Raw genomic sequence first — 22,405 nt, 5'->3', positions numbered from 1 at the left:
CAAGGGCATCATCCTCAGGAAGGTTCCAAAAACCCTCCAGAGTTATATATCATACGGAGAATGGCTTCCAGCCATCTGTCGTTTGATAAGCGTAAATATTCGAGCAGAGACAGCCGGGTATTCAGCAGTTCCTCACTGAATCCCAGGAATCGGTACCCAATGGATTTCAGGTACTCGTTAATCCGGAAGTAATTCAACATCAGCCAGTGTTTCCATCGGAGCATGGTTGCCTCACACGGATAGTCTTCTGTTTCCAGATCCTGCGTGGTAATGATTTCGTCCAATACACCGGAAATGATCTCGGCAGCATAATGTTTATAGGGAACCAGCCTGTCAGGAAGGGCGTTTTGGAGCCGGTTGCAGCTCTTATTGGTGCACTGCAGGCGTTCCATGTAGATAAAATGCTTTTCGCCGCCTTCCATCTTCATGATACGGAGCTTATAATCGCGGTGTTTTACCTGTGACTGGCACACCGCGCAGATGCAGGTATCTCTGCTCTCAACAAAAAATATCAGAATCCTCCTTGCAGGAGAGATTCCCTGGGACTTTTTTCTTTCTGTATAATGTTACCGCCATTATACAGGTCAAATCCCGGACAGGCAAGTAGAGCAGACTTCGGTCAAATCAAGAGATCAATAACAACATAGCAAAAAGGGATACTCCCCTATCGGAACAGGAAAAGTCTATCTGTAACACTATTATTGACACCTACATTTCTAAATACTCTTTAGGAGAAATGTACGAGCCATTTTGTGTGTATGATAATTCTAATCCGACAGAGGAAAACGTCAGTTTTGAGGGAGCCACCAAATTACCGCTTGATGAGGGTGAAGAACACTGTGCGGAAGTTTTTGATTATTGGGGAGAATGTTTGCAGGAGATTGTCACTATATTGATGGGGAAGGGGGTGGTATATACATTTAGACGATACGGATATAACAGCGCAGTTTGATTTTCCCGGATAAGGATGGGAATGGAATTGTAATTTAAAGAGATAAATTCCAGCTTTTCAGGATAATGTACTACGACTTTTATGAGGAAGAGCACGCCGCGCTGGACCGGGCCTACAGCAATAAACATCTCCTTTGGATGGACTGTGACGAATCAGCGGCGTCCTCTCCTTTTGGGGTCTGCTCTGCCTTCGGTGAAATAGGCGCACTTGAGAAAATCAAAAAAAGAGCGGTCAAACACTATTAGGAATTGGCCGCCTAGTCCACCCCATTCATCGGGACGGTGGGCGGCAGTCAGGGATGGGCACAAGCCCGTTCCTTTCAGACTTGGCGGCCGCCTTCTGTCTTGGCTGTCTTTTACATTGCGTGGGCCGCGGCCCTCTCAATGGCATTTCCAAAGTGGCGCCCTCTGGCACAGGATCTTGATTGCAAGGAGTAGTATGCTATACGTCCTGCCTATCTGCTGCTCCGCTAGGGAGGGCACGGCATTTGAAGCGGCGGAGAAACAGGGCTGCATAATAATTATGTGTAAAAGTGGTGTGATTAACCAGTAAAAAATAAGACAGCCTTGATTTCTCAAAGCTGCCCTGCCGAAAACTGAATGCAGTTATAGCTCGTTAATGGTTTCAGTCACAGTTGTATTCCGTATTCTTTTAGCCGGAGCATAAGCAGCAAGCGTTGCCGCAAAAGCAACAAACAGAAGAATGATTACTAATGAACGCACCGGTATACTCCATACCGCATAGGGGAAGTGATCAGAAATGAGAAAGTCATATAGCATTTTGCTGAGTGGCAAACCAATGGCACAGCCAATTCCGCCGCCCCAAAAGGCATAGGTCAATGCCTCCGCAAAAATCATTTTTGTGATTTGCTGTTCGTCCATTCCGACTGCCCGCATAGCACCATATTGCTTGATTTTGGCCGATACACTCATTGAGATGCTGTTCACGATATTCAGTACGGTAACCAATGTAATAATTCCTAAAAAGCAATAAATGCAGAACACAAATGCCAGATAAGTGCCTGATGTGCGCTGATCCCGCTTATCACTGAAATGATTACCGCTCTCCGCCACGGTATTGCGGAGCTGAGATACATCTTCGTCCGTTGCTTGAGAAGTTGTCTGTACCATAATGAGTGAGTATCCGGTTATGCCTGTCAAACGGGTGAAGGTTTCGCCGGAAGTAATCAGTGTAATTTTTCCGTTTGTAAGACCATTGCTGCTGAATGGATCGTATTTCAGTAAACCGGAAATTTCAATTTCTTCATCCCCGATAAGGATTTTATCACCAATTTTCCATGAGCTGTCTTTATCCCAAGCCGCAAGCGCATAATTACTGTTTCCATAGACTTTAGAGAGATTACTGCCTCTATGGAGCGCTCCATCCTTTTTGAGACAATCCAAATCAAAATCGTCAAAGGAGACAAGGTCAACGGTACTGGAAACCATTGTCCCTGTGTCCCTCTCTGCCGGAATATCAAAGCTGCCCCGGCGTCCGTACACCTGTTTTACGCCGTTCATTCCCCGAAGTGTTTCCGCCAATGCATTGTCGATAGAATTTAATCCGTCACTGCTTGAAATATCAATATCTGAAGTGGCTGCCGATTGGGGCATAAGATGGTTGACAAAATCTATCAGGACCGTAAAGCTCAAAAAAAGGATAATGCTAAGGGCAAACGAGCCTGTCATTAAAAGCAGGTTTTTCTTTGCAGAAGTAGCGTGGTGGATACCAAGTGCTGTTTCTATTTTGATAGAGCGGGCATGGAACGTGTGATTCTTCATTTTTCCATGTTCTGAATTTCCGGAAACAGCCGTAACGGGAGATACCTTTGCCGCCTGATTTGCTGGAGACCTTGCCGCCAATAGCACCGTGACAACTCCCACAATAATGCCGCTGACAATCCCGATTACACTGATGCCAAAAAGCGGAATATTGGAAAATTCTTCTCCAACAGCATACCGCAAAACACCGCACAGTATCCAGGAAGCTGACACACCAAGGGCAAGCCCGATTGGAACTGCTGTCTTACACCAATTTAATGCTTCCAGACGCACGAATCGAACAATCTGTTTTTTGCTCATTCCAATACAGCGCATCATTCCAAAGAATTTCGTTCTTTGGGCCACGCTGCTATTGAGACTGCTGGAAATCATCAATACGCCTGCAAATAAAATCAGCAGGAATATAATCCCGGCACTCAACAGGAGCGTCTGCCCCATGGTGCTGCTAAACAAAACAGATATGGAAAATCCGTCATGCTTTTCTGCGAGCCGTGCCTGTTCCATCCTTGCTCCCATTTCCGCCATGCTGAATACTGCAGTTACCATGAATACAGCAAAGATGATACAAAGTGATGTCATGCGGTTTTGCCGGCGGTGTACCTTTGCAGAGATTGGAATTAAACTTAAATAGCTTTTCATTCCCGGCACCTCCCAAAATCAGTCAGTACACCGTCCGACACCTGCAATACCCGGTCTGCTGTCTGGGCGATGCTGCGGCTATGGGTAATCATTATGATGGTTTGCTCGTATTTTTTGGATGCGTCTTTTAAGAGCGAGATTACTTCACTGGTATTTTGCGTATCCAGGTTACCGGTCGGCTCGTCTGCCAGAATCAGGGAGGGCCGTGTAATCAGTGCACGACCAATCGCTACACGCTGTTGTTGACCGCCGGATAACTGGCTGGGAAGATGGTCCCGCCGTTCTTTCAGATTCAAAACCGTTAAAAGCTCTTCCAAATATTTTTTGTTGGGTTTCTGGTAGTCCAGCAGAACCGGGAAAATGATATTCTGCTCAACCGTCAGTTCCGGTATCAAATTGAAAGACTGAAAAATAAAACCGATGTTTCTGCGTCTGAAAACCGTAAGTGCCTGATCCTGCATGGAGAAAATATCTTTGCCGTCAATGAAGACCTTACCAGAAGTGGGTGTGTCCAGCGCTCCCAGCATATTCAACAGTGTACTTTTCCCGGAGCCGGATTCTCCCGCAATTGCGACAAACTCTCCTTTCGGCACGGAAAAGGTGGCAGCCTTTAAGGCATGAACAGCAATATCACCAGTACCATAGGTTTTGGATAATGATTGAACTTCTAATAGATTCATGTTATTAACACCTCTTTTTTTTTGATACCGAAAGATTACCACCACTACCTTACTGTGATATTACCGTAAGACTACAATTTTGTAGGAATCAGAAAGTTGATACGGAACGTTGTGCCAGCTCCCAGTACACTTTCGACTTCAATCGTGCCGTCATGTGCTTTAATGATTGCCTTTGCCAAAGGGAGGCCCAAACCAATGCCCTGCGTATCCTGTAAGAAGCGGCTCCGATAAAACCGTTTGAAAATGTGGTGTAAATCCTCTGGATGGATGCCACAGCCTGTATCCTTCACTTTAATCTGAATGATGGACGCAAACTGTTCCCATTCAATCTGAATGGAATCGCCCTCTTTCGTGTGGTCAAAGGCATTTTTGACAATATTACTGATTGCCTCTATCAGCCAATCCCGGTCACAGGGAAACATGATATGATTGTTTCCTGAGAGTGTAAGTCTTTTGTGTTCCAGCTTGGCACGATAGGAGAAATGAAGCTCTATGTCATTCATCATATCGGGAATATTCTGAGGAGCCTTTTCCATCTCCAGCGTTCCGGCGTCCAGGCGGGCAATTTTAAGCAAATTCTGTACCAGTGTTTCAATCCGGTCAATTTCCTGTTCGGACAGCTCGGCAAACTCTTTAATTTCCGGCAGATTTTCTGCTTCATTTTGCAGAAGTCCGTTATAGATGTTCAATGCCGCCAGAGGGGTCTTGAGCTGATGGGAAATATCAGATAGGGTGTCTTTCAAAAAATCTTTGTCCCTTATCCCATTTAATGCATGGGCGTTCAATACCGCCGCCATTGTATTGATTTCATGGAACAGACGGTATAATTCCCCCTCATAATCACAGTCGATACGGGCTTCCATATCGCCATCGAGATAGGCTTCAATCTGATGGAGCGCTTTTTTTATGATTCTGCTCTGCCAGAGTAAGTAGCGAACATATATTGTAAGGATACAGGCTGCTAAAAACAGGAACAGGAAAAGAAACACTACGGACAGCTTTTTGCAGTATATCCATATTAAGGCTTCGCTGAGTATCGCGTACAGAAGCAGAACGGCGGCGGCAGCACCGATAAACCGTTTATTTTCGTTATTTACAAATAGCTTCATAACCGCACCTCACCGTACAACATTCCATTTATAGCCCATTCGCCGGACCGTTACTATCATCTGCGGCTCGCCGGGATTGTCCTCTACTTTCATACGCAGCCGGCGAATATACACGGTGAGTGTATTATTGTCTATATAGTTGCCCTCACAGTCCCACAGCTTATCTAAGATTTTTTCTTTCGATAACACCGTATTGGGATTTTGCATGAAGAAGCACAGCAATTTGTACTCTGCCGCAGTTAATTCCAAACGTTCCCCGTTTTTATACACCTGTCCTTGTAATAGCAGTACCCGTATCCCGTTGGATTGAAGTTCTGTATCTGCTGTACCAAAATCTTTTACCCGGCGGAGCAGCGCATTGATTCTTGAAATCAAAACCCCCAGCTTAAACGGTTTCGTGATATAGTCATCACCGCCCATGTCCAGTCCCATGATAATACTTGTTTCCTCGTCAGACGCGGTTAAGAAGATAATCGGGACTCTGGAAACTTGCCGCACCGTTTTACAAAAATCAAAGCCGGATCCATCCGGCAAAGAGACATCCAGAATCAGCAGATCATATTTCCCGTCAGACCATATTTTTTCTGCCTCATCCAGTGTTCTTGCAATGTCAGCCTCATGGCCCTGCTTTTTGAACGTAAACGTCAGTCCGTTAATTAAACTTAAATCATCCTCAAGAAGTAAAATTCTACTCATATTTATGCCCCTTTCGCCATCCATCGGCTGGCTTTTTTGCATCTTTGGGCATCAGCCGCATTGTGCCAATCGTTCCAGCCCCAAAAATCCTGCCAGCAGTACAATCGTAATTTGTTTTACGGGGTGCGGCACCCCGTTTTAACTTGCTTTTCTCAAAGCCATATAGTCCACCATGTACCACCTTCGTATAAAACACATTATAGTTCTTCTGATGGAACAGTTCAAGTTTGGGCCGCATGATACCAGATACCAACGAAACGAACAGCAAAACGGCATAGCCAAAACCGGCTATGCCGTTGTCTGCTATTTAAGCTCCGCTAATTTTGACCAGCAACCTTTCATATGTTCCCAAAGGTGTGTTGAGTGCTTCTGTAGATAATTTTCCAAATATGTACCATGATTATGTATTCCGCTGGCAGGATAGCTGAGATATTCCGCCTCCAGTTTCTCCCATATGTCGGTTGAGTCGGTATCCATTTTTTTGTATCATATCAAAAAGGCTTCTCACAGGGGGTGGTCTGGCGATTGTCGGATAGAATGCAACGCTGCCACAGCAATCTGACGCCACCTTGAATGGAATCCGCATCATCATGATTGCCATTCCCATGATATTTGCAGTACTCAGTTATGTGATTTACGCCAAGTGTTATAAATTAAAGGGCAAATACCTGGAAGAAATGATTCAGAAACTAAATGAGCTTCACGCGGCATAAAGCGGAAGGTAGACAGCAGTTGGACAGAGCCAGGGGTATCAGCTGCAGATTCATATCAGGTATAGAGACAGGAGATTGTATGAGCATTATTTATCATGAACAGACAAAGGAATTTCACCTTTACAATGATTCCATCAGTTATATCATAAAGGTATTGAGAAACGGCCAGATGGGACAGGTGTATTTTGGGAGCAGCATACCGGATAAAGAGGATTTCGGTTATTTTATTGAGACAGCCCACAGGCCTATGACGTCATACCTGTTTGAAGGGGACTTATCCTATTCCCTGGAGCATCTGAAACAGGAATATCCCTCTTACGGAACCACAGATTACCGTGAACCAGCGTTTGAAATCTTACAGGAGAATGGAAGCCGGATTTCGGATTTTGTGTATAAAGCCCATAAAATATATGATGGAAAACCGGGACTTAAGGGGCTGCCGGCCATTTACACGGAGGATCCCGGGGAAGCCCAGACCCTGGAAATCCTTCTGGAGGATACGCTTATGGGGGCGCAGCTGATTCTCTGCTACACAATTATGAGGGATTACCCGGTCATCACAAGAAGCGCGAAGATTAGAAACTGCAGCGCCGCCCGTTTAACGCTTGCCAGGGCCATGAGCGCATGCCTGGATTTGCCGGATAAGGATTATGAATGGATTCAGCTGTCCGGGGCATGGTCGCGGGAACGGCAGATAAAGAGGAGGGCGCTCCAGCAGGGAATCCAGGCCATTGGCAGCATCCGGGGGAACTCCAGCCACAACCACAATCCGTTTGTGGCATTAAAACGGCCATCTGCTGATGAATTCCAGGGGGAGGCCCTTGGAATGAGCCTTGTATACAGCGGAAATTTTCTGATGCAGGCGGAGGTTGATACTTATGATGTGTCGAGAGTGCTCATGGGAATTCATCCGATTGGAGTTTCCTGAAATCTTATTTGAGTCCTGTGCCAGCGGCGGCGGGAGATTTGATCCGGGCATGCTTTACTATGCACCGCAGACCTGGACCAGCGATAACAGCGATGCTGTAGAACGTATCCGGATTCAGTACGGAACCAGCATGGTGTATCCCTTAAGCAGCATGGGGGGGGGGTGTGTTTCTGATGACAGGAAAGACGCAGTCATGGGATATTATAAAATATTAAATGATGTGGTTTGTCCCTATAGAAGATTAAAGCTCCATGGCCTGGATGCAGGAATGGATTATATCATAGAGGGAAGGGACGGTTCCTATTCAGGAAGAGAGCTGATGAATGCAGGACTAATCACCACGGATGCTTCCGCCGGTCAGGTGCTGAATGGAAGCGAGACATGTACGGATTTCTGGTCTGAGATTTATGTGCTGCATGGAACAAAGAAGGCTACTGGTTTTGCCATTAAATTTGGAAGGTCTGATGGAATATTATTTAACACAGGATTCCTATTTTACACAGTGCAATCACCTGATAACTATGTTGGAAGATTAAGTTAATAAAAAAGCAAATAAATAATATCCAAATAAGTGGAGCGGCTTCTGGCGGCTCCGCTGGCTTTTACAACGGGCAGATAAGAAGACATTCGGTGCCGGACTCACGCCTTCTTTTTGATTGTGATGGCAGGGACCAGTTTTACTCATTGCCCAGAACAGTCTGCACTGATATTTCACAGTAATAAAACAACTCCTCACAGCTTTATGGTAAAATTGAGATGTCCAGTGACAATCAACCATATCCAACTGAGAGGAGTTGTACTTATATGATTAATCCGTGAAGGGCGCTGACAAGGCGCCCTTCATAATTAGTCATAATAATGCTCTACCACATAATGAGCTACTGCATCGATGAATGCCCCATTGCGTGGTTTCTGTTCTATTTCAAAACCAAAGACTTCATATAAAAGCATCTTGTCTCCATACTCCCATATGGTTTTGACTACAGTCCGTATATCTCGTTCAACGCAGCCAATGGATGTTTGGAATCTGCTGGCAATCTCTACATATAGTCCTTTTGATATGTAGGTTAGCAATTCTGGATCCCGGATGGTTTGGCTGACTCCATAAGTAGTATAGTGGAATCCCTTATAGGAGTTGTTGACGCCCAGGCGCCGAAGTAGATTACTGGTTACTCTTTTGTATTTCATACTAATCCCTCCTTATATAGTGTTACAATAGTAACTTAATATGCCAGGAGGGGGATAATCAAGAAGTTTAAAGACGACAAAAATCGGTATTTTATGATGGTAAATGTCGATGTCCATATAGCTTGAGGATGTCAGCTGATTTTTTTGCTATGAGGTAGTTTCTCTACTAATCAAATCAATTTATTTTTTCATTATATAAAAATTCCCTTTTTCAATGTGCTGCTTTGATATCTGCGTACAGAGGTATATCCATCTATGCCTGGTACTGATAGACGGCTTGATGGCCCAAGAAGGTAAGAAGCAACTAATAAATTCCATGAGATGCTTCATCTTATTTTAGATAAAGTAAGTACTTTGAGAATGAAATATCATATAAAGGGCGTATTGTTCTCTTATCTTTTATTCAGAATTGCCGATATAGATTAAAAAGATAAGTTTCTATGGGGGTAAAGGAGGTTGATAGATATGAGAAATAGAGGGAGTCCTAATATGTGGTAGCCTTATATAATTGTGCAAGTTACAAACAAAGCTGTTAATTGAATACAGGTTTACGCAGTTCCCCGCGATTAAGAAATATAACAGAAAAATAGGTCCAGGCAAACCGTTTCCATAATATTTTGTGCCTGGAGAAAGGAAATGAGATATGCAAGTTAATGTAAATCAGAATACAGACATCAGACAATATACACAGACAGTTCAGAAAATGGAAAAAACATCAACAGTCGCGGTCGAGGCGTCCGATATGAAAGAAACTGTTTCCAGTGTTCAGAAGCAGGATGTGGATTGTGCGGAATTCAATAAGGATAGGGCCGTAACCAGTAAGATGAGTGAATCGGAGAGAGCCTCTCTTGTACAGAGTTTAAAAGAGGATTTGAACAATCAGATGTCTCGTTTTACCAATATGATGATGCAGACCTTCCAGAAGCAGGGGATTACAGCCAATCAGGCCAAAGGAAATGATTTCTGGAAGATGATAGCGAGCGGTAACTTTACAGTGGACCCACAGATTAAGGCAGAGGCCCAGGAGGCAATCTCAGAGAACGGATATTGGGGGGTGTCGCAGACTTCTCAGAGAATCTTCGATTTCGCGTACGCTCTTGCGGGAGATGATGTAGATAAAATGAAGGAGATGCAGGCTGCTGTGGAAAAGGGATTTCAACAGGCCGGCGTGACATGGGGAGGTGAACTTCCATCTATTTGCGGCAATACGCATACAGCGGTCACCAAGCTGTTTGATGATTATTATGCCCAGCAGGGAATAGTATAGTTCAGCATTGTATTTTGGAAACTAATTAATCCGGGGAACTGTCATAAAGCCTGACTTTTATTTTCAACCAGTTACAGAGCGGGCAAAGCGGTGCTATGGATTTACCGCTTTGCCATGCTTTAGTATTCTGAATGTTCGTAAGAATGCGGCATACACTATGCACACCTTGTGTTTTTTTTTGGGTGGGGGGGGGGGGTCAATCTTCAAGCACACTATGGCCTGTAGCGGTTTTCTTAGTATATTTCCGGGATTCGGATATTAGCTATCCTGTAAAATTTGTATTTGTTAATCATATAGTCTTTTACACGGATTAAAGAGTAACGGGTACAATCTGTAATTCCATCTGCAAAAGAGTCTATGTTTCCCTTGCGCAGATGCTGTACCGCTGCAATGACTTGCCGGTTCAGTTTCTGAAACACTAATTTTCAGCCCAAAAGCCATAAACTATATGTGTACCTGTCCAATATGATTATTACCTTGGTGCATAAAATATATTTATAATGAAACTGTAAATTTTTTTGAAGAGATTATAACATATGGAAAAACAAAAAATTTTAATTGTGGACGATTCAGAGATGAACCGTGACCTTTTGATAGATATTCTGGAAGACCAATATGATATTGTAGAAGCTGAGAACGGTGCAGAAGCGGTTGCGATTCTTTTACAGGAGAGAACAGATTTCTCTCTCCTGCTTCTGGATATTATGATGCCTCAAATGGACGGATTTGAAGTATTAACCTGTATAAACAAGAACCACTGGAATGATACCTTTGCTGTTATTATGATTTCTGCTGATGATTCTCCCGCGAATATAAAACGCGCCTATGACTTGGGGGCATTTGACTATATCAGCCGTCCCTTTGATTCTACAATTGTCCAACGCCGGATTTCGAATACGATGTTTTTATATGCACGGCAGCAGCGTCTTGAAGAAATTATCGCAGAACAATTCTATGAACAGGAAAAAAATAATAAGCTGATGATCGCAATCCTGTCTCATATTGTGGAATTCCGCAATGGAGAGAGCGGTTTGCATATACTGCATGTGAATACCATTACAAAATATCTGCTGAAACAGCTGGTTCAGCGGACAGATAAGTATCCTTTGTCTAAATCTGATATAACTTTAATAAGTACTGCTTCATCACTTCATGATATTGGAAAAATTTCAATTTCAGATACGATATTGAATAAGCCGGGACGCCTTACGGCAGAGGAGTTTGAAGTGATGAAAACGCACTCAGCAATCGGCGGAAAAATTCTGATGGAATTGCCGATGGAGCAGCAGAAGGCGCCGCTTGTCAAAGTGGCTTTTGAAATCTGCCGTTGGCATCATGAAAGATATGACGGCAATGGCTATCCGGATGGACTAAAGGGTGAAGAAATACCTATTGCTGCTCAGGTGGTTGCTTTGGCTGATGTATATGATGCTCTGATCAGCAAGAGGTGCTATAAGAATGCATATTCACATGATGAAGCATTGAAAATGATTTTAGATGGTCAATGCGGGGCCTTTAATCCTGTTCTTTTACTATGCCTGCAAGAAATTTCGGATACACTTAAACATGAGTTAACGTTTGCCTCATCTGAAAAAGAAACTAATGATATACAGAATATGAGAAGTAAAATAGACTATGACAGACTGTTTTCCAGGGAAAAATACACTATCTTGTCCCATAAAAAGAGACATCTGCAGTTATTATATATTGATTCCTTAACCAATGTATTCAACCGCCGTTATTATGACGAGCATTTTCAAGGTGAAGAAAATATTCAGGCTTTCGTTATGATAGATGTAGATAACTTCAAGCAGATTAATGATACGTATGGGCACAATGTAGGCGATATCGTGCTCCAAAGCATTGCCCAGACTATTTTATCATGTGTACGAAAGACAGACTCCGTGCTTCGTTATGGCGGTGATGAATTTGTAATTATATTTAACAGTATGCCTGCAGATGTTTTTGAACAAAAGCTGGAGAGAATAAGACACTCTGTTGATATCCTGAAGGTGGACGGACACCCCGAAATACATATGTCTGTAAGCATAGGAGGAGCATATGGAATGGGAAAACCAAAGGAACTGTTTAAAGTTGCAGACAGTATGATGTATCAGGCAAAAATCACAAAGAACAAAGCGGCAATACGTTTTCTTGACAAAGAAGCAGATGACATCTAAAAAGAGAGGAAATATAAATATGGATTTAAGAGATTGCTATAATAGTTTTGGCGGTGATTTTGATGAGGTGCTGGGCAGATTGCGGCGTGAACAGACTGTCCGGAAATTTGTTTATAAATTTCTGGATGATAAAAGTTTTGATTTGTTTGAAGCGGCTATGAGGGATAGGGATTATGGAGAGGCGATTCGGGCTGTTCATACACTCAAAGGTATTTGTCAGAATCTTTCATTTGGCAGGTTATATGCAAGCAGCAGCCTTATGACAAAGGCATTAAAAGAAAACGATTATAATAAAGCAGTTGATATGATGCCCCAATTATCAAATGATTATTGCCAAATTATTAATAAGGTGAAAGAATATAAAAGGTCCAGGGAGGAATAACAATACAATGGGGAGCAGTAAAAAAAAGAATGCTACAACGCGGTTTCTAAAATACAGCTTTATTGGACTTTTATTTTTTAGTATTGTTATTTTCAGCATGCTGGGAATTTATATGAATCAAAAGAGCAAAAAGACCATTTATGAAGTTGGAGAAATCTATATGTCTGGAATGAATGAACAAATGGCCAAGCACTTTGAAAATGTAGTTGAACTGCGTTTTGAACAGGTTCACGGCATTGTTTCTGTCGTTTCAGGGGAAGGCAGTGAAACAGAAGACTTATATGAGGAGCTTGTTTACAGGGCGCAGGTCAGGGCGTTTGACTATTTAGCCCTCTGCTCTGCAAAGGGAGACTTTGAAACTCTTTATGGAAATCCCATGCAGCCGCTTAATCCATTACCTTTTGTTGAAGCGTTAATACAGGGGGAACAAAGGGTTGCTGTGGGAACTGACGCAGATGGTAATGAAGTGGTATTGTTTGGTGTTGACGCAGATTATCCCTTGAGGAATGGGGAGAGGAGCACCGGTCTGATAGCGGCTGTTCCTTTGGAGTATGTCACTGATTTTCTTGCCTTGGAGGACGAAGGCCAATTAATGTATTATCATATTATCCGGCCGGACGCCAGTTTTGTAATACAAAATTCTAATACAGAGCTAGTGGGATTTTTTAATCTGTTACAAAATCAGATTGATTCTGCTTCAGATAAGCCGTCTGCCGAAAACTCTGTTAAAGAGTTTGGCGATGCATTAAGAGATAACAGAGAGTATTCCACAATATTTGAATTAAATGGCGAGGAGCAAAAAATTTGTGGCATACCATTGCCTTATTCTGAGTGGTACCTGGTAGCGGTAATGCCTTACGGTATTTTGGACAATATCATTAACAGCCTGAGCAGCCAGCGTATGTTCATGACATTGTTGTCCTGTGTTTCTGTATTAATCATTCTGACATTGATCTTTTTCCGGTATTTTTCCATGACCCGTTCCCAGCTGTTTGAATTGGAGAAGGCACGTCAGGAGGCGCTGGAGGCAAGCAGGGCAAAGAGTGAGTTTTTAGCAAATATGAGCCATGATATCCGTACGCCCATGAATGCGATTGTGGGCATGACTGCGATTGCAACAGCCCACATGGATGATAGGGAGCAGGTACAGAATTGCCTGAGAAAGATTGCACTGTCCAGCAGACATTTACTGGGGCTAATCAACGATGTTTTGGATATGTCCAAAATTGAAAGCGGTAAATTGACTTTGACAACAGATCATATCTCTTTAAAGGAAGTTGTTGAAGGGATTGTCAGCATTATGCAGCCCCAGGTGAAGGCCAAAAAACAAACATTTGACATTCATATTGATAATGTTGTGACGGAAAACGTATGGTGCGATGGTGTGCGTTTGAATCAGGTTTTGCTGAATCTTTTGTCCAATGCAACTAAATATACGCCGGAGGGAGGCTCCATACGGTTATTCCTATTTGAAGAAAAATCTCCCAAGGGAGAAGATTATGTCCGGATTCATATCAATGTCAGCGACAATGGAATCGGCATGTCGCAGGAGTTTCTGAAAAAAATATATGAATCCTACAGCCGCGCGGATGAAGCCAGAATACATAAAACCGAAGGTGCCGGTTTGGGGATGGCGATTACAAAGTACATTGTGGACGCAATGAAAGGGACTATTGATGTACAAAGCGAGCCTGATAGAGGTACGGAATTTCAGATTGCGTTTGATTTTGAAAAAGCTGATGCAGTGGAGGGGGATATGGTCCTTCCGCCCTGGAATATGCTGGTAGTTGACGATGACGAATTACTATGCAAAACAGCCATGGACGCACTGAAATCCATTGGAATAAATGCTGAATGGACATTAAGCGGAGAAAAGGCCATAGAATTGGTGATTCAACGCCACAACAAGGGGGATGATTATCAAATAATCCTGTTAGACTGGAAACTGCCTGGTATGAATGGTATTCAGGCAGCAAAGGAAATACGGCGCAATTTAGGAGATAAGGTGCCGATTCTTCTGATTTCAGCATATGATTGGAGTGAATTTGAAACAGAAGCCCGCCAGGCGGGCATTAGTGGTTTTATTTCAAAACCGCTGTTTAAATCAACGCTGTTTCATAGTCTCCGTCAATATATGGGCACTGAAACAGCGCATGAACAGATATTGGAACAGAATATCGATCTGTCCGGGCACCGCATCCTGCTTGCTGAGGATAATGAACTGAATTGGGAGGTCGCAAATGAATTGTTATCCGACCTGGGCGTGGAGCTGGATTGGGCGGAAGACGGACAGATATGCCTGAATAAGTTCCAAAAGTCACCAGAGGGATATTATGATGCTGTTCTTATGGATATACGAATGCCGCACATGACAGGATATGAGGCTGCAAAGGCAATTCGTGAGCTGAACCGCTCTGATGCTTTATCTGTTCCAATCATTGCCATGAGTGCGGATGCCTTTTCTGACGACATACAGCGCTGCCATGAGTGCGGCATGAACGCCCATATTGCAAAGCCAATCGATATCATGGAAGTGTCACGATTGCTGAAAAGATTTCTGATTAAAAAATAAGGATAGGGAATTCTCTATTCTTATTTTTTTCCTTCGGAATTTGAACTGTATAGGTATACAAATAGCTGGATATTTTTGGCCGATGACAGCCTGGAAGGCATTGGATATAATAAAAACAGCTTATAAAGTAGGAGGAGATAAACCATGGTTCCACAAACGACCAAGTTTTCTTACGTGTATGATGAATTAAAACAGAGAATAACAGATGGTCAGATATTGCCCGGAAGCCGCCTTCCGTCATCCAGACGGCTGTGCGATGAATTTCAGGTAAGCCTGTATACAATTAATAACGTATTAGAGGCATTAAAGGAGGAGGGATTGATTGAAAACCAGCCCAGACTTGCCCCGCGGGTTGTTTTAAGAAAGAATATGCCTCATCCAGAGAATATAGTACTGAGTATATTGAAACAAAGGGATGGTATCACACAGTTATATCAAACTTTAGTTTACATAATGCCGCCGCTTTTGACATTTGCATCCCGCGGATGCGACTTGGAGATAATGCCTCATTATGGACAGGCAGCTGAAGCGGCAAAGGCAGGTATGGCTGCGGGTGGGTGGCGTCCGCCTTCCGCTTTAAACAGAGATATTCTGAAATCAGGGGGAAGCCCTTTGATCGGAGATCTCTATTCAACATTTGAACTCCACAGTAAACTCACGTTTTTTACAGAGCAATGTTCTTATTTTACGGAAATCTTTTTAAAGGACAATATATTTGGGACAGGCGCTCTTATGGATATTTTAAAAGGACAGGATTCCTCTGTAAAATACAGGCAATTAACAGCCTTATATCAAAGGCTTTCGGATTCCATTGCCGGTACCATGAAATACCTGGCAGGTACTGTGCCTAAATGTCCAATTCAATCCCCGGCACCGTTTTCATGGAATCCCACACGTGGACAGGACTACTGTTACGCCAGAATTGTCAGTGATTTAAACCGGAAAATCGGCAGCGGATTTTATCCGAGGGGAACATATCTTCCCTATGAAAAGCAATTAGCCAACCAGTACAGAGTATCCGTATCCACAGTCAGAAAGGCGCTGGCTGAGCTGGAAGAAAGAGGTTATGTAAAGAAGATGAATGCAAAGGGAACCATAGTTACGGAACCGGATGATTCCAGGGTAAGCCAGCTGCTTCCGAATCCAAGGCGCACAAAGGAGGCACTGCGCTATCTCAATTCGCTTCAATTACTCACATTAATCATTCATCCGGCCGCACTGCTTGCAGCTGAGCGGTTTACAGAAAAAGAGATAAAGGAATTAACTGAAAAGTTCAGCCGAACCGATTCTATTTATTTAATTGATATGTTTGAGGCTGTTTTAAAACATATTGAGTTAGAGCCTATGCGTGTCATACTGACTGAGGCGTTCCGGCTTACTGAATGGGGGTACTATATTACGTATTATACGAAAAAAAGACGGAACATTTTATCGCTTAACGATTTGGTTCTCACAGCACATCAGTATCTATGCAAGGGAAATGCAGCTGCTTTTGCAGACAGTATGGAAGAGTGTTACCGTCATGTTTTGGAACGCGCCAAAAAGATTATGGTAGAAGAGTATATATTTTACGGGGCGGTATATATCCGGATCCCGGAAAGATCAGGATGGTCTGGGGATGGCCTTCATAATTGCTGATATTTTGCCATTTGTCTGTGCGGAAAGTTAAAACAGCAGGCTATTAGGTTGAAAGAAAAAATCAAAAAAAATCGTAACTTAACAAGAGCACCAGTAAACTGCCGCCCCAAAGGATCCTATGGAATAAAGGGTATCAGGCCATAGCAGGAGGAGTAATCATATAGCCTCGTTTCTCTAAACGTTTGATGGCATTTCTGTCATACTGTTCCTGAAATTTCCGGTACATTTCTTCAGGAATAGCGGAATAATCCGTATCGGCAGGATTAAATACCTCCTGCTTTTGGAACATGTGGTAAATGCAAGTCAACACCATGCGTGCAATGGCAATGATTGCCCGTTTATGACCACGACGTTTTTTTATACGGTCATATTTGTATCTGAAGTAAGGGTTTTTACTCTTGATGGCAGCATTTGCACACTGAACCAGCAGAGGCTTTAAGTACACCCCGGCTCTTGAAACATGGACGCTCTTCTTTTTACCGGCACTTTCGTTATTTTCAGGAGCCAGCCCAGCCCAGGAGCACAAACGTTTTGAGGATTTGAATACCGCCATATCCACCCCGATTTCAGCAATGATAAAGGTGGCAGACTGCTCTGTAATTCCAGGAATTGTAGTAGCCAATTCGATAAATTTATGGTAAGGTTTAGCCAGGTCGGAAATCGTTTCTTCGAGAGTGGAGACGCACTCATTGATTTCATCGAAATGCTTTCTGCAGACCTTAATCTTAACGGATTGGTCACGGCGCAGTTCATAACCGATTATGGAGGTTACAACATCATCTGCCTTGTCCTTTGCTTTTTTAAGAAGCAGGGATTTACAGTATTCGGGGTCAAATACCTCACAGGTCAGGATATAGTCAACGATGGCGGTCGCTGATTTTCCAAAGGTATCTGAGAGGACGGATGCAAGGGCAATGTTGGAAACCGTAAGAGCATTCTGTAACCGGTTTTTCTCACTGCTGCGGTGGCCAATCAGTTTCTGCCGGTATCGGAACAATTCCCGAAGCATGCGAATTTCCTTACAGGGGATATAACTGGAAGGAACAATATCAAATTTAAACAGATCCGCAATCCAGGCGGAGTCTTTGTCATCGGTTTTCTGTCCTTTGATAGCCCTGACATACTTGGGGTTAGCAACGACAACGTGACAGGAATCCTCCAGGATATTAAAAATTGGAATCCAGTATTTACCAGTGGATTCGAGGCAGATCTCAGTGCAATTGAAAGAAAGAAGCCATTTTTTCAAAGAATTAAGATCGGAATTGAAGGTGGCGAACCGCTTTTTAACATAAGAAGTAACGCCCCTGTAGTCTGTCAGAGCAATGGTAGCGACAACAAATTTCTTGTGAACGTCCATGCCACAGCAGACAAAGTGTTTGATAGATAACATAAAACAGCCCTCCTAAGTAAAATAGACAGACATTGACTGGCTGTCCAGCAAAGAAAGACCTAAGGAATTGCTTTGACAATGATTAGGTTACGAGCTCAAGGCGTCACTGGTTTGTGCTTGAGAAGACAGCCGACACATGTTTTTATGCGGACTTGATCCCAAATGGAGGAACCGATTCTACTTCCTCCTCCGTGCTCTGTAGTGTATCTGTCTGAGGAGAGTTTAACATCAAAAATAAAATAGTGGAAGCACAAACTTGCTATTTCATAACTGTTTTGTGCCTAAGCGAAGCGAAAGGAATGAGAGTTTCTATGATAAAATCTATTATCATAAGGAGGCCTATTATTATGGCAAGAAGAGAAAAACAGCCCGTACACAAAGTAGTCATGACGGAGGGGAAAAGGAACATCGTCCATCAGCTCCTGGAAGAGTATGACATCCAGACTGCGGAGGATATCCAGGAAGCCCTCAAAGACCTGCTGGGGAGCACCCTGAAGGAGATGATGGAAGCGGAGATGGATGAGCATCTCGGCTATGGGAGGTCAGAACGGTCGGATTCGGATGATTACCGCAATGGCTACAAGCCCAAGCGGATCAACAGCAGCTTCGGGAGCATGGACATCCAGGTGCCCCAGGACAGGAAGTCCACGTTTGAACCCCAGGTGGTAAGAAAGCGCCAGAAGGACATTTCCGGCATTGACCAGAAGATCATATCCATGTATGCAAAAGGCATGACAACCCGCCAAATCTCGGATACCTTGATGGACATTTATGGTTTTGAGGCTTCGGAAGGGTTCATCTCGGACGTGACGGACAAGATACTGCCGCAGATTGAAGACTGGCAGAACCGCCCGCTGGAGGAAGTCTATCCCGTGGTCTACATCGACGCAATCCATTATTCCGTGCGGGAGGACGGGGTAATCCGCAAGCTTGCCGCCTATGTCATCCTCGGCCTTACGCTGGAAGGTAAAAAGGAAGTCCTGAGCATACAGATCGGGGAGAATGAAAGCTCCAAGTACTGGCTCTGCGTTCTGAACGAGTTGAAGAACCGCGGTGTGAAGGATATCCTCATTCTCTGCTCGGACGGGCTCACGGGCATTAAGGAAGCCATAACGGCGGCATTCCCGAAGACGGAGCAGCAGCGCTGCATCGTACATATGGTACGGAACACGCTGAAATACGTCTCCGACAAGGACCGGAAAGCATTTGCCACGGACCTGAAAACCATCTACCATGCCGCAAACGAGGAAAAGGCGCTGGAGGCGCTGGAGAAGGTGACGGAAAAGTGGACGCCAAAGTACCCCAACTCAATGAAACGCTGGCATGACAACTGGGATGTGGTATCCCCCATCTTCAAGTTTTCCATGGAGGTCAGGAAGGTGATCTATACTACCAACGCGATCGAGAGCCTCAACTCTACCTACCGGAAGCTCAACCGCCAGCGGAGCGTGTTCCCGGGCAGCACGGCGCTCTTAAAGGCTCTGTACCTGGCCACGTTCGAGGCGACGAAGAAGTGGACCATGCCCATCCGCAACTGGGGGCAGGTCTATGGGGAACTGTCCATTATGTACGAAGGCAGACTGCCGGAATAAGAGCGCACAGGCATAGGTGTACACCTATCCGGAAAGGAGCTTTCCATGTATGGATTTTCAAAATACGATGCTCAGGACAGGTACGACAGCTATAATACTGTACAGGTGAAGTTAAAACTGAATATGAAGACAGATGCAGATATCCTGGCCTGGGTCAGACAGCACAAATATGGCAGGGACACTTCCGTCCAAGGGGCCATCAAGGCCCTGATACGGGAAGACATCGCCAGAGGCCAGGCCGATGGGACACAAGGTTAATCCCTCTGCATTTTACATTCGTTGGCTGTCTGCAGCTCTGACAGGGATTCCATGATAGACAGGTAATCGATCCCCTCCACAACAGTCCCTGTGCCAGGGTCAAACAGTTCATCGTCTGCGGTGGCTTTCGGGTCATAGGATTTCAGTTCACTGTCATACCAGCTATAGATATCACTGTATAAGTCGGCTGCATGATCCAGCAGGGACTGCAGTCCATTGATCTTTGCCCTGATATCTTCAGGTACAAAGGGATCGTCTGTTTTTAGCTTCATGGCACACCTCCTGATGTTTTCCTGTAAGAAGTGTACCATAATTTGATGGGATTTTCCAATACATCTTGACAGAATCCAAAAGCATCCGTATAGTAAAGGTAGGTGGTCACGACATCCACCTACCTTTCTCATTAACTTATCATAGAAGATCTCAATTTACAGACTTTTTTTCATACTCTCAAGGCGGGCTTGAGGAAGAGAACCTTTAGCCTCTTTGCTGAGTTTGGGGCAGGATTCGATTTTATGAAACACGATAATTTCCCACATCCTGTTTATTTTGGCAGGCGACTTCATGAATCTCTCAGCATTTTACAAAATAATAGAACTCTATGTCATCTATTGTAATCCACACATATGGATTGCCCAATATATCCCTTACACCGTTTACAACCTGTGTAAAAGCTTCATGGAACTCTTCATAACTTTCCACCTCGACTGGATTCCATATGATTATAAAGTTGGCAGTCAGCCCGTCTAGTTCAGGTCCCCGTTTATCCCCGCAAAGGAAATAAGATTCATTTAACCATGCATTTACATATATGCCAGTACTCGCGCATACCTTTTTGGCAGCTTTTTCCCAAACCTTAATCAGAATGCTCTGAGTGACGATTTCCGGCATAAGCCCTGCTATGGCAACTGTATATCGTTTTGTACGCATATGAATACCCTTTTTTATTAATATATTCAGCATACAAAGAAAAAGTTATTGAGCGTGGTTTTGCAGCCAATTTATGGCATTGGATGCGTAAAGTGCACTGCCCAGGGGGAGAACCTCTTCATTAAATACAACGTGGTCATTATGCATAGGTTTGCCAAATAGCGGATTTTCCTCTGGAGTTCCGGCGCCTATTAACATATAGCAGCATGGCCGCTCATAAGTATAAGACGCGAAATCCTCTGATCCCATACCGCCTTGTGCAAACAATACTATTTTATGAGGATCATAGCATTCTTTCATGTAGCCGGCAAGTTCCTTGACCATCTCACTGTCATTTTGCAGTGGCGGGGCAGATGCGATTTCTTTCACACTAGCCTGCCCGCGAAAGAGAGAAGCTGTCTGAGTGGAGATTTCTTCAATTCTGTCAAAGATATATTTGGATATCTTACAATCCATTGTACGGATGGTTCCCTCCAGAATCACCTCTTCAGGGATGATATTTGGAGCTTCGCCGGCAGAAAACCTGCCAATGGTAAGTGCGGCTGGCTGGGTGGGTGCAATTTCTCTTGCAATGATTTCCTGAAGAGACAGATAAACATGGGCCGCAATATTGATGGGATCAACCCCTGTTTCCGGCATTGCGCCATGGCAGCCGGTGCCTTTTATATGAATCTGAAATAAGGTACATCCTGCCATGCAGGTGCCTGAACCACACATAACCGTTCCGGATGGAATGCCGGAAACAACATGAAATGCAATGCCCGCATCTACATGGGGATTTTCCAAAACACCGGCCTTGAGCATTGCCTTTGCTCCTGTGAACCCTTCTTCGTCAGGCTGAAATACCAGTTTAACGGTACCAACCAGATCCTGCTGGTATTGTTTTAATAATTTAGCTGCTCCCAAAAGCATGGCTGTGTGCATATCGTGTCCACATGCATGCATAGAGCCATTTTCGGAGGCAAAAGAAACGGGAGCCGCTTCCTGAATGGGCAGAGCGTCCATGTCTGCGCGAAGAAGGATGGTTTTGCCTGGCTGTTTTCCGGATATCGTGGCGGTAACAGCACTTTCACATAGTTTCTGAGGGCAATATCCATACTCTTCCAGTTTGCCAAAAACAAATGATTGGGTCCGTGGTAAGATGGAACCTATTTCAGGATATTGATGTAATGTTCTTCTGATTGATATAAGTTCTGACTCCAGCTGTTTTGCAGATTCAAAAATTGGTTTCATAATTAATATCCTCCGGATTCATAATGATTGTATTTTAAGAATATGAAAATGGCTCCGATTCTCACGCTTCTGTTAATGAAGTATACCATAAAAATGAAAGGAATGTGAAACCATATGATAAATAAAACAATAAAATTGAGAAAGGAGTGCCTGTAATAGTATGTATGAACAGCACGGGGTGTATACTTGTCGGAGCCGTATTCAGCAGAGCATCAGGATTAAAAAGCGGCAGGCCCTGCTTGTTTTGACTGCCACTTTTATATAATAGTTGATTGTT

At 43.8% G+C, this 22,405-nt stretch carries 19 protein-coding genes and 1 pseudogene; 10 read left to right on the top strand and 10 right to left on the bottom strand.

All coding sequences use genetic code 11. The features are described from left to right. Positions 1–14 precede the first annotated feature (14 nt). Positions 15–473, bottom strand: a complete 459-nt coding sequence (locus LA360_RS27580) for a DUF6431 domain-containing protein (protein ID WP_174713930.1) — start codon at positions 471–473, stop codon at positions 15–17. Positions 474–736: 263 nt separating this feature from the next. On the opposite strand from LA360_RS27580, the gene LA360_RS27575 reads away from it, so the two are divergent. After that, a complete protein-coding gene (locus LA360_RS27575; protein WP_089775928.1) occupies positions 737–952 on the top strand; it encodes a hypothetical protein in 216 nt (71 codons plus the stop codon). Positions 953–1,557: 605 nt separating this feature from the next. Here the strand turns inward: LA360_RS27575 and LA360_RS27570 are convergent. From LA360_RS27570 to LA360_RS27555, 4 genes are all read right to left on the bottom strand, one after another. Continuing rightward, positions 1,558–3,372, bottom strand: coding sequence for an ABC transporter permease (locus LA360_RS27570; protein WP_022201002.1), 1,815 nt, complete (start codon positions 3,370–3,372; stop codon positions 1,558–1,560). Further along, complete coding sequence (locus LA360_RS27565; RefSeq protein WP_022201001.1) at positions 3,369–4,052, bottom strand: ABC transporter ATP-binding protein; 684 nt, start codon at positions 4,050–4,052, stop codon at positions 3,369–3,371. The genes LA360_RS27570 and LA360_RS27565 overlap by 4 nt, the downstream gene beginning before the upstream one ends. 71 nt (positions 4,053–4,123) lie before the next feature. Beyond that, on the bottom strand, positions 4,124–5,161 hold the full coding sequence (locus LA360_RS27560) for a sensor histidine kinase (protein ID WP_022201000.1): 1,038 nt from the start codon (positions 5,159–5,161) through the stop codon (positions 4,124–4,126). 9 nt (positions 5,162–5,170) lie between these two features. Beyond that, positions 5,171–5,857, bottom strand: coding sequence for a response regulator transcription factor (locus LA360_RS27555; protein ID WP_022200999.1), 687 nt, complete (start codon positions 5,855–5,857; stop codon positions 5,171–5,173). A 569-nt stretch (positions 5,858–6,426) separates the two neighbouring features. Between LA360_RS27555 and LA360_RS27545 the strand changes: the two genes are divergently transcribed. Then, positions 6,427–6,570, top strand: coding sequence for a hypothetical protein (locus LA360_RS27545; protein WP_155521175.1), 144 nt, complete (start codon positions 6,427–6,429; stop codon positions 6,568–6,570). A gap of 79 nt (positions 6,571–6,649) precedes the next feature. After that, positions 6,650–7,922 (top strand): annotated as a pseudogene (locus LA360_RS31680) (glycoside hydrolase family 36 N-terminal domain-containing protein); the annotation flags it as partial. 422 nt (positions 7,923–8,344) lie between these two features. Here the strand turns inward: LA360_RS31680 and LA360_RS27535 are convergent. After that, positions 8,345–8,686: a sporulation initiation factor Spo0A C-terminal domain-containing protein gene (locus LA360_RS27535; RefSeq protein ID WP_057571063.1), complete on the bottom strand. Its 342-nt coding sequence runs from the start codon at positions 8,684–8,686 to the stop codon at positions 8,345–8,347. 703 nt (positions 8,687–9,389) lie between these two features. Between LA360_RS27535 and LA360_RS27530 the strand changes: the two genes are divergently transcribed. The 5 genes from LA360_RS27530 (at position 9,390) to LA360_RS27505 (ending at position 16,725) form a co-directional block, all read left to right on the top strand. Beyond that, complete coding sequence (locus LA360_RS27530; protein ID WP_225537820.1) at positions 9,390–9,953, top strand: hypothetical protein; 564 nt, start codon at positions 9,390–9,392, stop codon at positions 9,951–9,953. Between the two features lie 536 nt (positions 9,954–10,489). Then, complete coding sequence (locus tag LA360_RS27520) at positions 10,490–12,133, top strand: diguanylate cyclase (RefSeq protein WP_112482590.1); 1,644 nt, start codon at positions 10,490–10,492, stop codon at positions 12,131–12,133. 19 nt (positions 12,134–12,152) lie between these two features. After that, positions 12,153–12,515: an Hpt domain-containing protein gene (locus tag LA360_RS27515; RefSeq protein ID WP_057571066.1), complete on the top strand. Its 363-nt coding sequence runs from the start codon at positions 12,153–12,155 to the stop codon at positions 12,513–12,515. A gap of 7 nt (positions 12,516–12,522) precedes the next feature. Then, complete coding sequence (locus tag LA360_RS27510; RefSeq protein ID WP_112482592.1) at positions 12,523–15,087, top strand: hybrid sensor histidine kinase/response regulator; 2,565 nt, start codon at positions 12,523–12,525, stop codon at positions 15,085–15,087. 144 nt (positions 15,088–15,231) lie between these two features. Next, positions 15,232–16,725, top strand: coding sequence for a GntR family transcriptional regulator (locus LA360_RS27505; protein ID WP_112482594.1), 1,494 nt, complete (start codon positions 15,232–15,234; stop codon positions 16,723–16,725). A 133-nt stretch (positions 16,726–16,858) separates the two neighbouring features. Here the strand turns inward: LA360_RS27505 and LA360_RS27500 are convergent, their stop codons facing one another. Further along, on the bottom strand, positions 16,859–18,115 hold the full coding sequence (locus LA360_RS27500; RefSeq protein WP_057572861.1) for an IS110 family RNA-guided transposase: 1,257 nt from the start codon (positions 18,113–18,115) through the stop codon (positions 16,859–16,861). Positions 18,116–18,501: 386 nt separating this feature from the next. Here LA360_RS27500 and LA360_RS27495 point away from each other — a divergent pair, with 386 nt between their 5' ends. Together LA360_RS27495 and LA360_RS27490 are read left to right on the top strand one after the other, a co-directional pair. Next, the gene (locus LA360_RS27495) at positions 18,502–19,707 is read left to right on the top strand and encodes an IS256 family transposase (RefSeq protein ID WP_173876956.1); all 1,206 of its coding nucleotides are present in this window, start codon (positions 18,502–18,504) and stop codon (positions 19,705–19,707) included. A 45-nt stretch (positions 19,708–19,752) separates the two neighbouring features. After that, positions 19,753–19,965 carry a hypothetical protein gene (locus tag LA360_RS27490; protein ID WP_002583243.1) on the top strand — a complete coding sequence of 71 codons (213 nt, stop codon included), beginning with the start codon at positions 19,753–19,755 and terminating at the stop codon, positions 19,963–19,965. Here the strand turns inward: LA360_RS27490 and LA360_RS27485 are convergent. The 3 genes from LA360_RS27485 to LA360_RS27475 form a co-directional block, all read right to left on the bottom strand. Then, a complete protein-coding gene (locus LA360_RS27485) occupies positions 19,962–20,237 on the bottom strand; it encodes a hypothetical protein (protein ID WP_002583244.1) in 276 nt (91 codons plus the stop codon). The two genes, LA360_RS27490 and LA360_RS27485, sit on opposite strands and share 4 nt — an antisense overlap. A 301-nt stretch (positions 20,238–20,538) precedes the next feature. Next, on the bottom strand, positions 20,539–20,895 hold the full coding sequence (locus LA360_RS27480; RefSeq protein WP_057572278.1) for a hypothetical protein: 357 nt from the start codon (positions 20,893–20,895) through the stop codon (positions 20,539–20,541). Between the two features lie 45 nt (positions 20,896–20,940). Then, positions 20,941–22,128: a M20 metallopeptidase family protein gene (locus LA360_RS27475; RefSeq protein ID WP_022202233.1), complete on the bottom strand. Its 1,188-nt coding sequence runs from the start codon at positions 22,126–22,128 to the stop codon at positions 20,941–20,943. Positions 22,129–22,405: the final 277 nt, after the last annotated feature.

The sequence above is a fragment of the Enterocloster clostridioformis genome (assembly GCF_020297485.1).
Classification (GTDB): domain Bacteria; phylum Bacillota; class Clostridia; order Lachnospirales; family Lachnospiraceae; genus Enterocloster; species Enterocloster clostridioformis.
The sequence above is the reverse complement of the archived record's forward strand: the minus strand, read 5'-3'. Positions and strand labels throughout refer to the sequence as shown.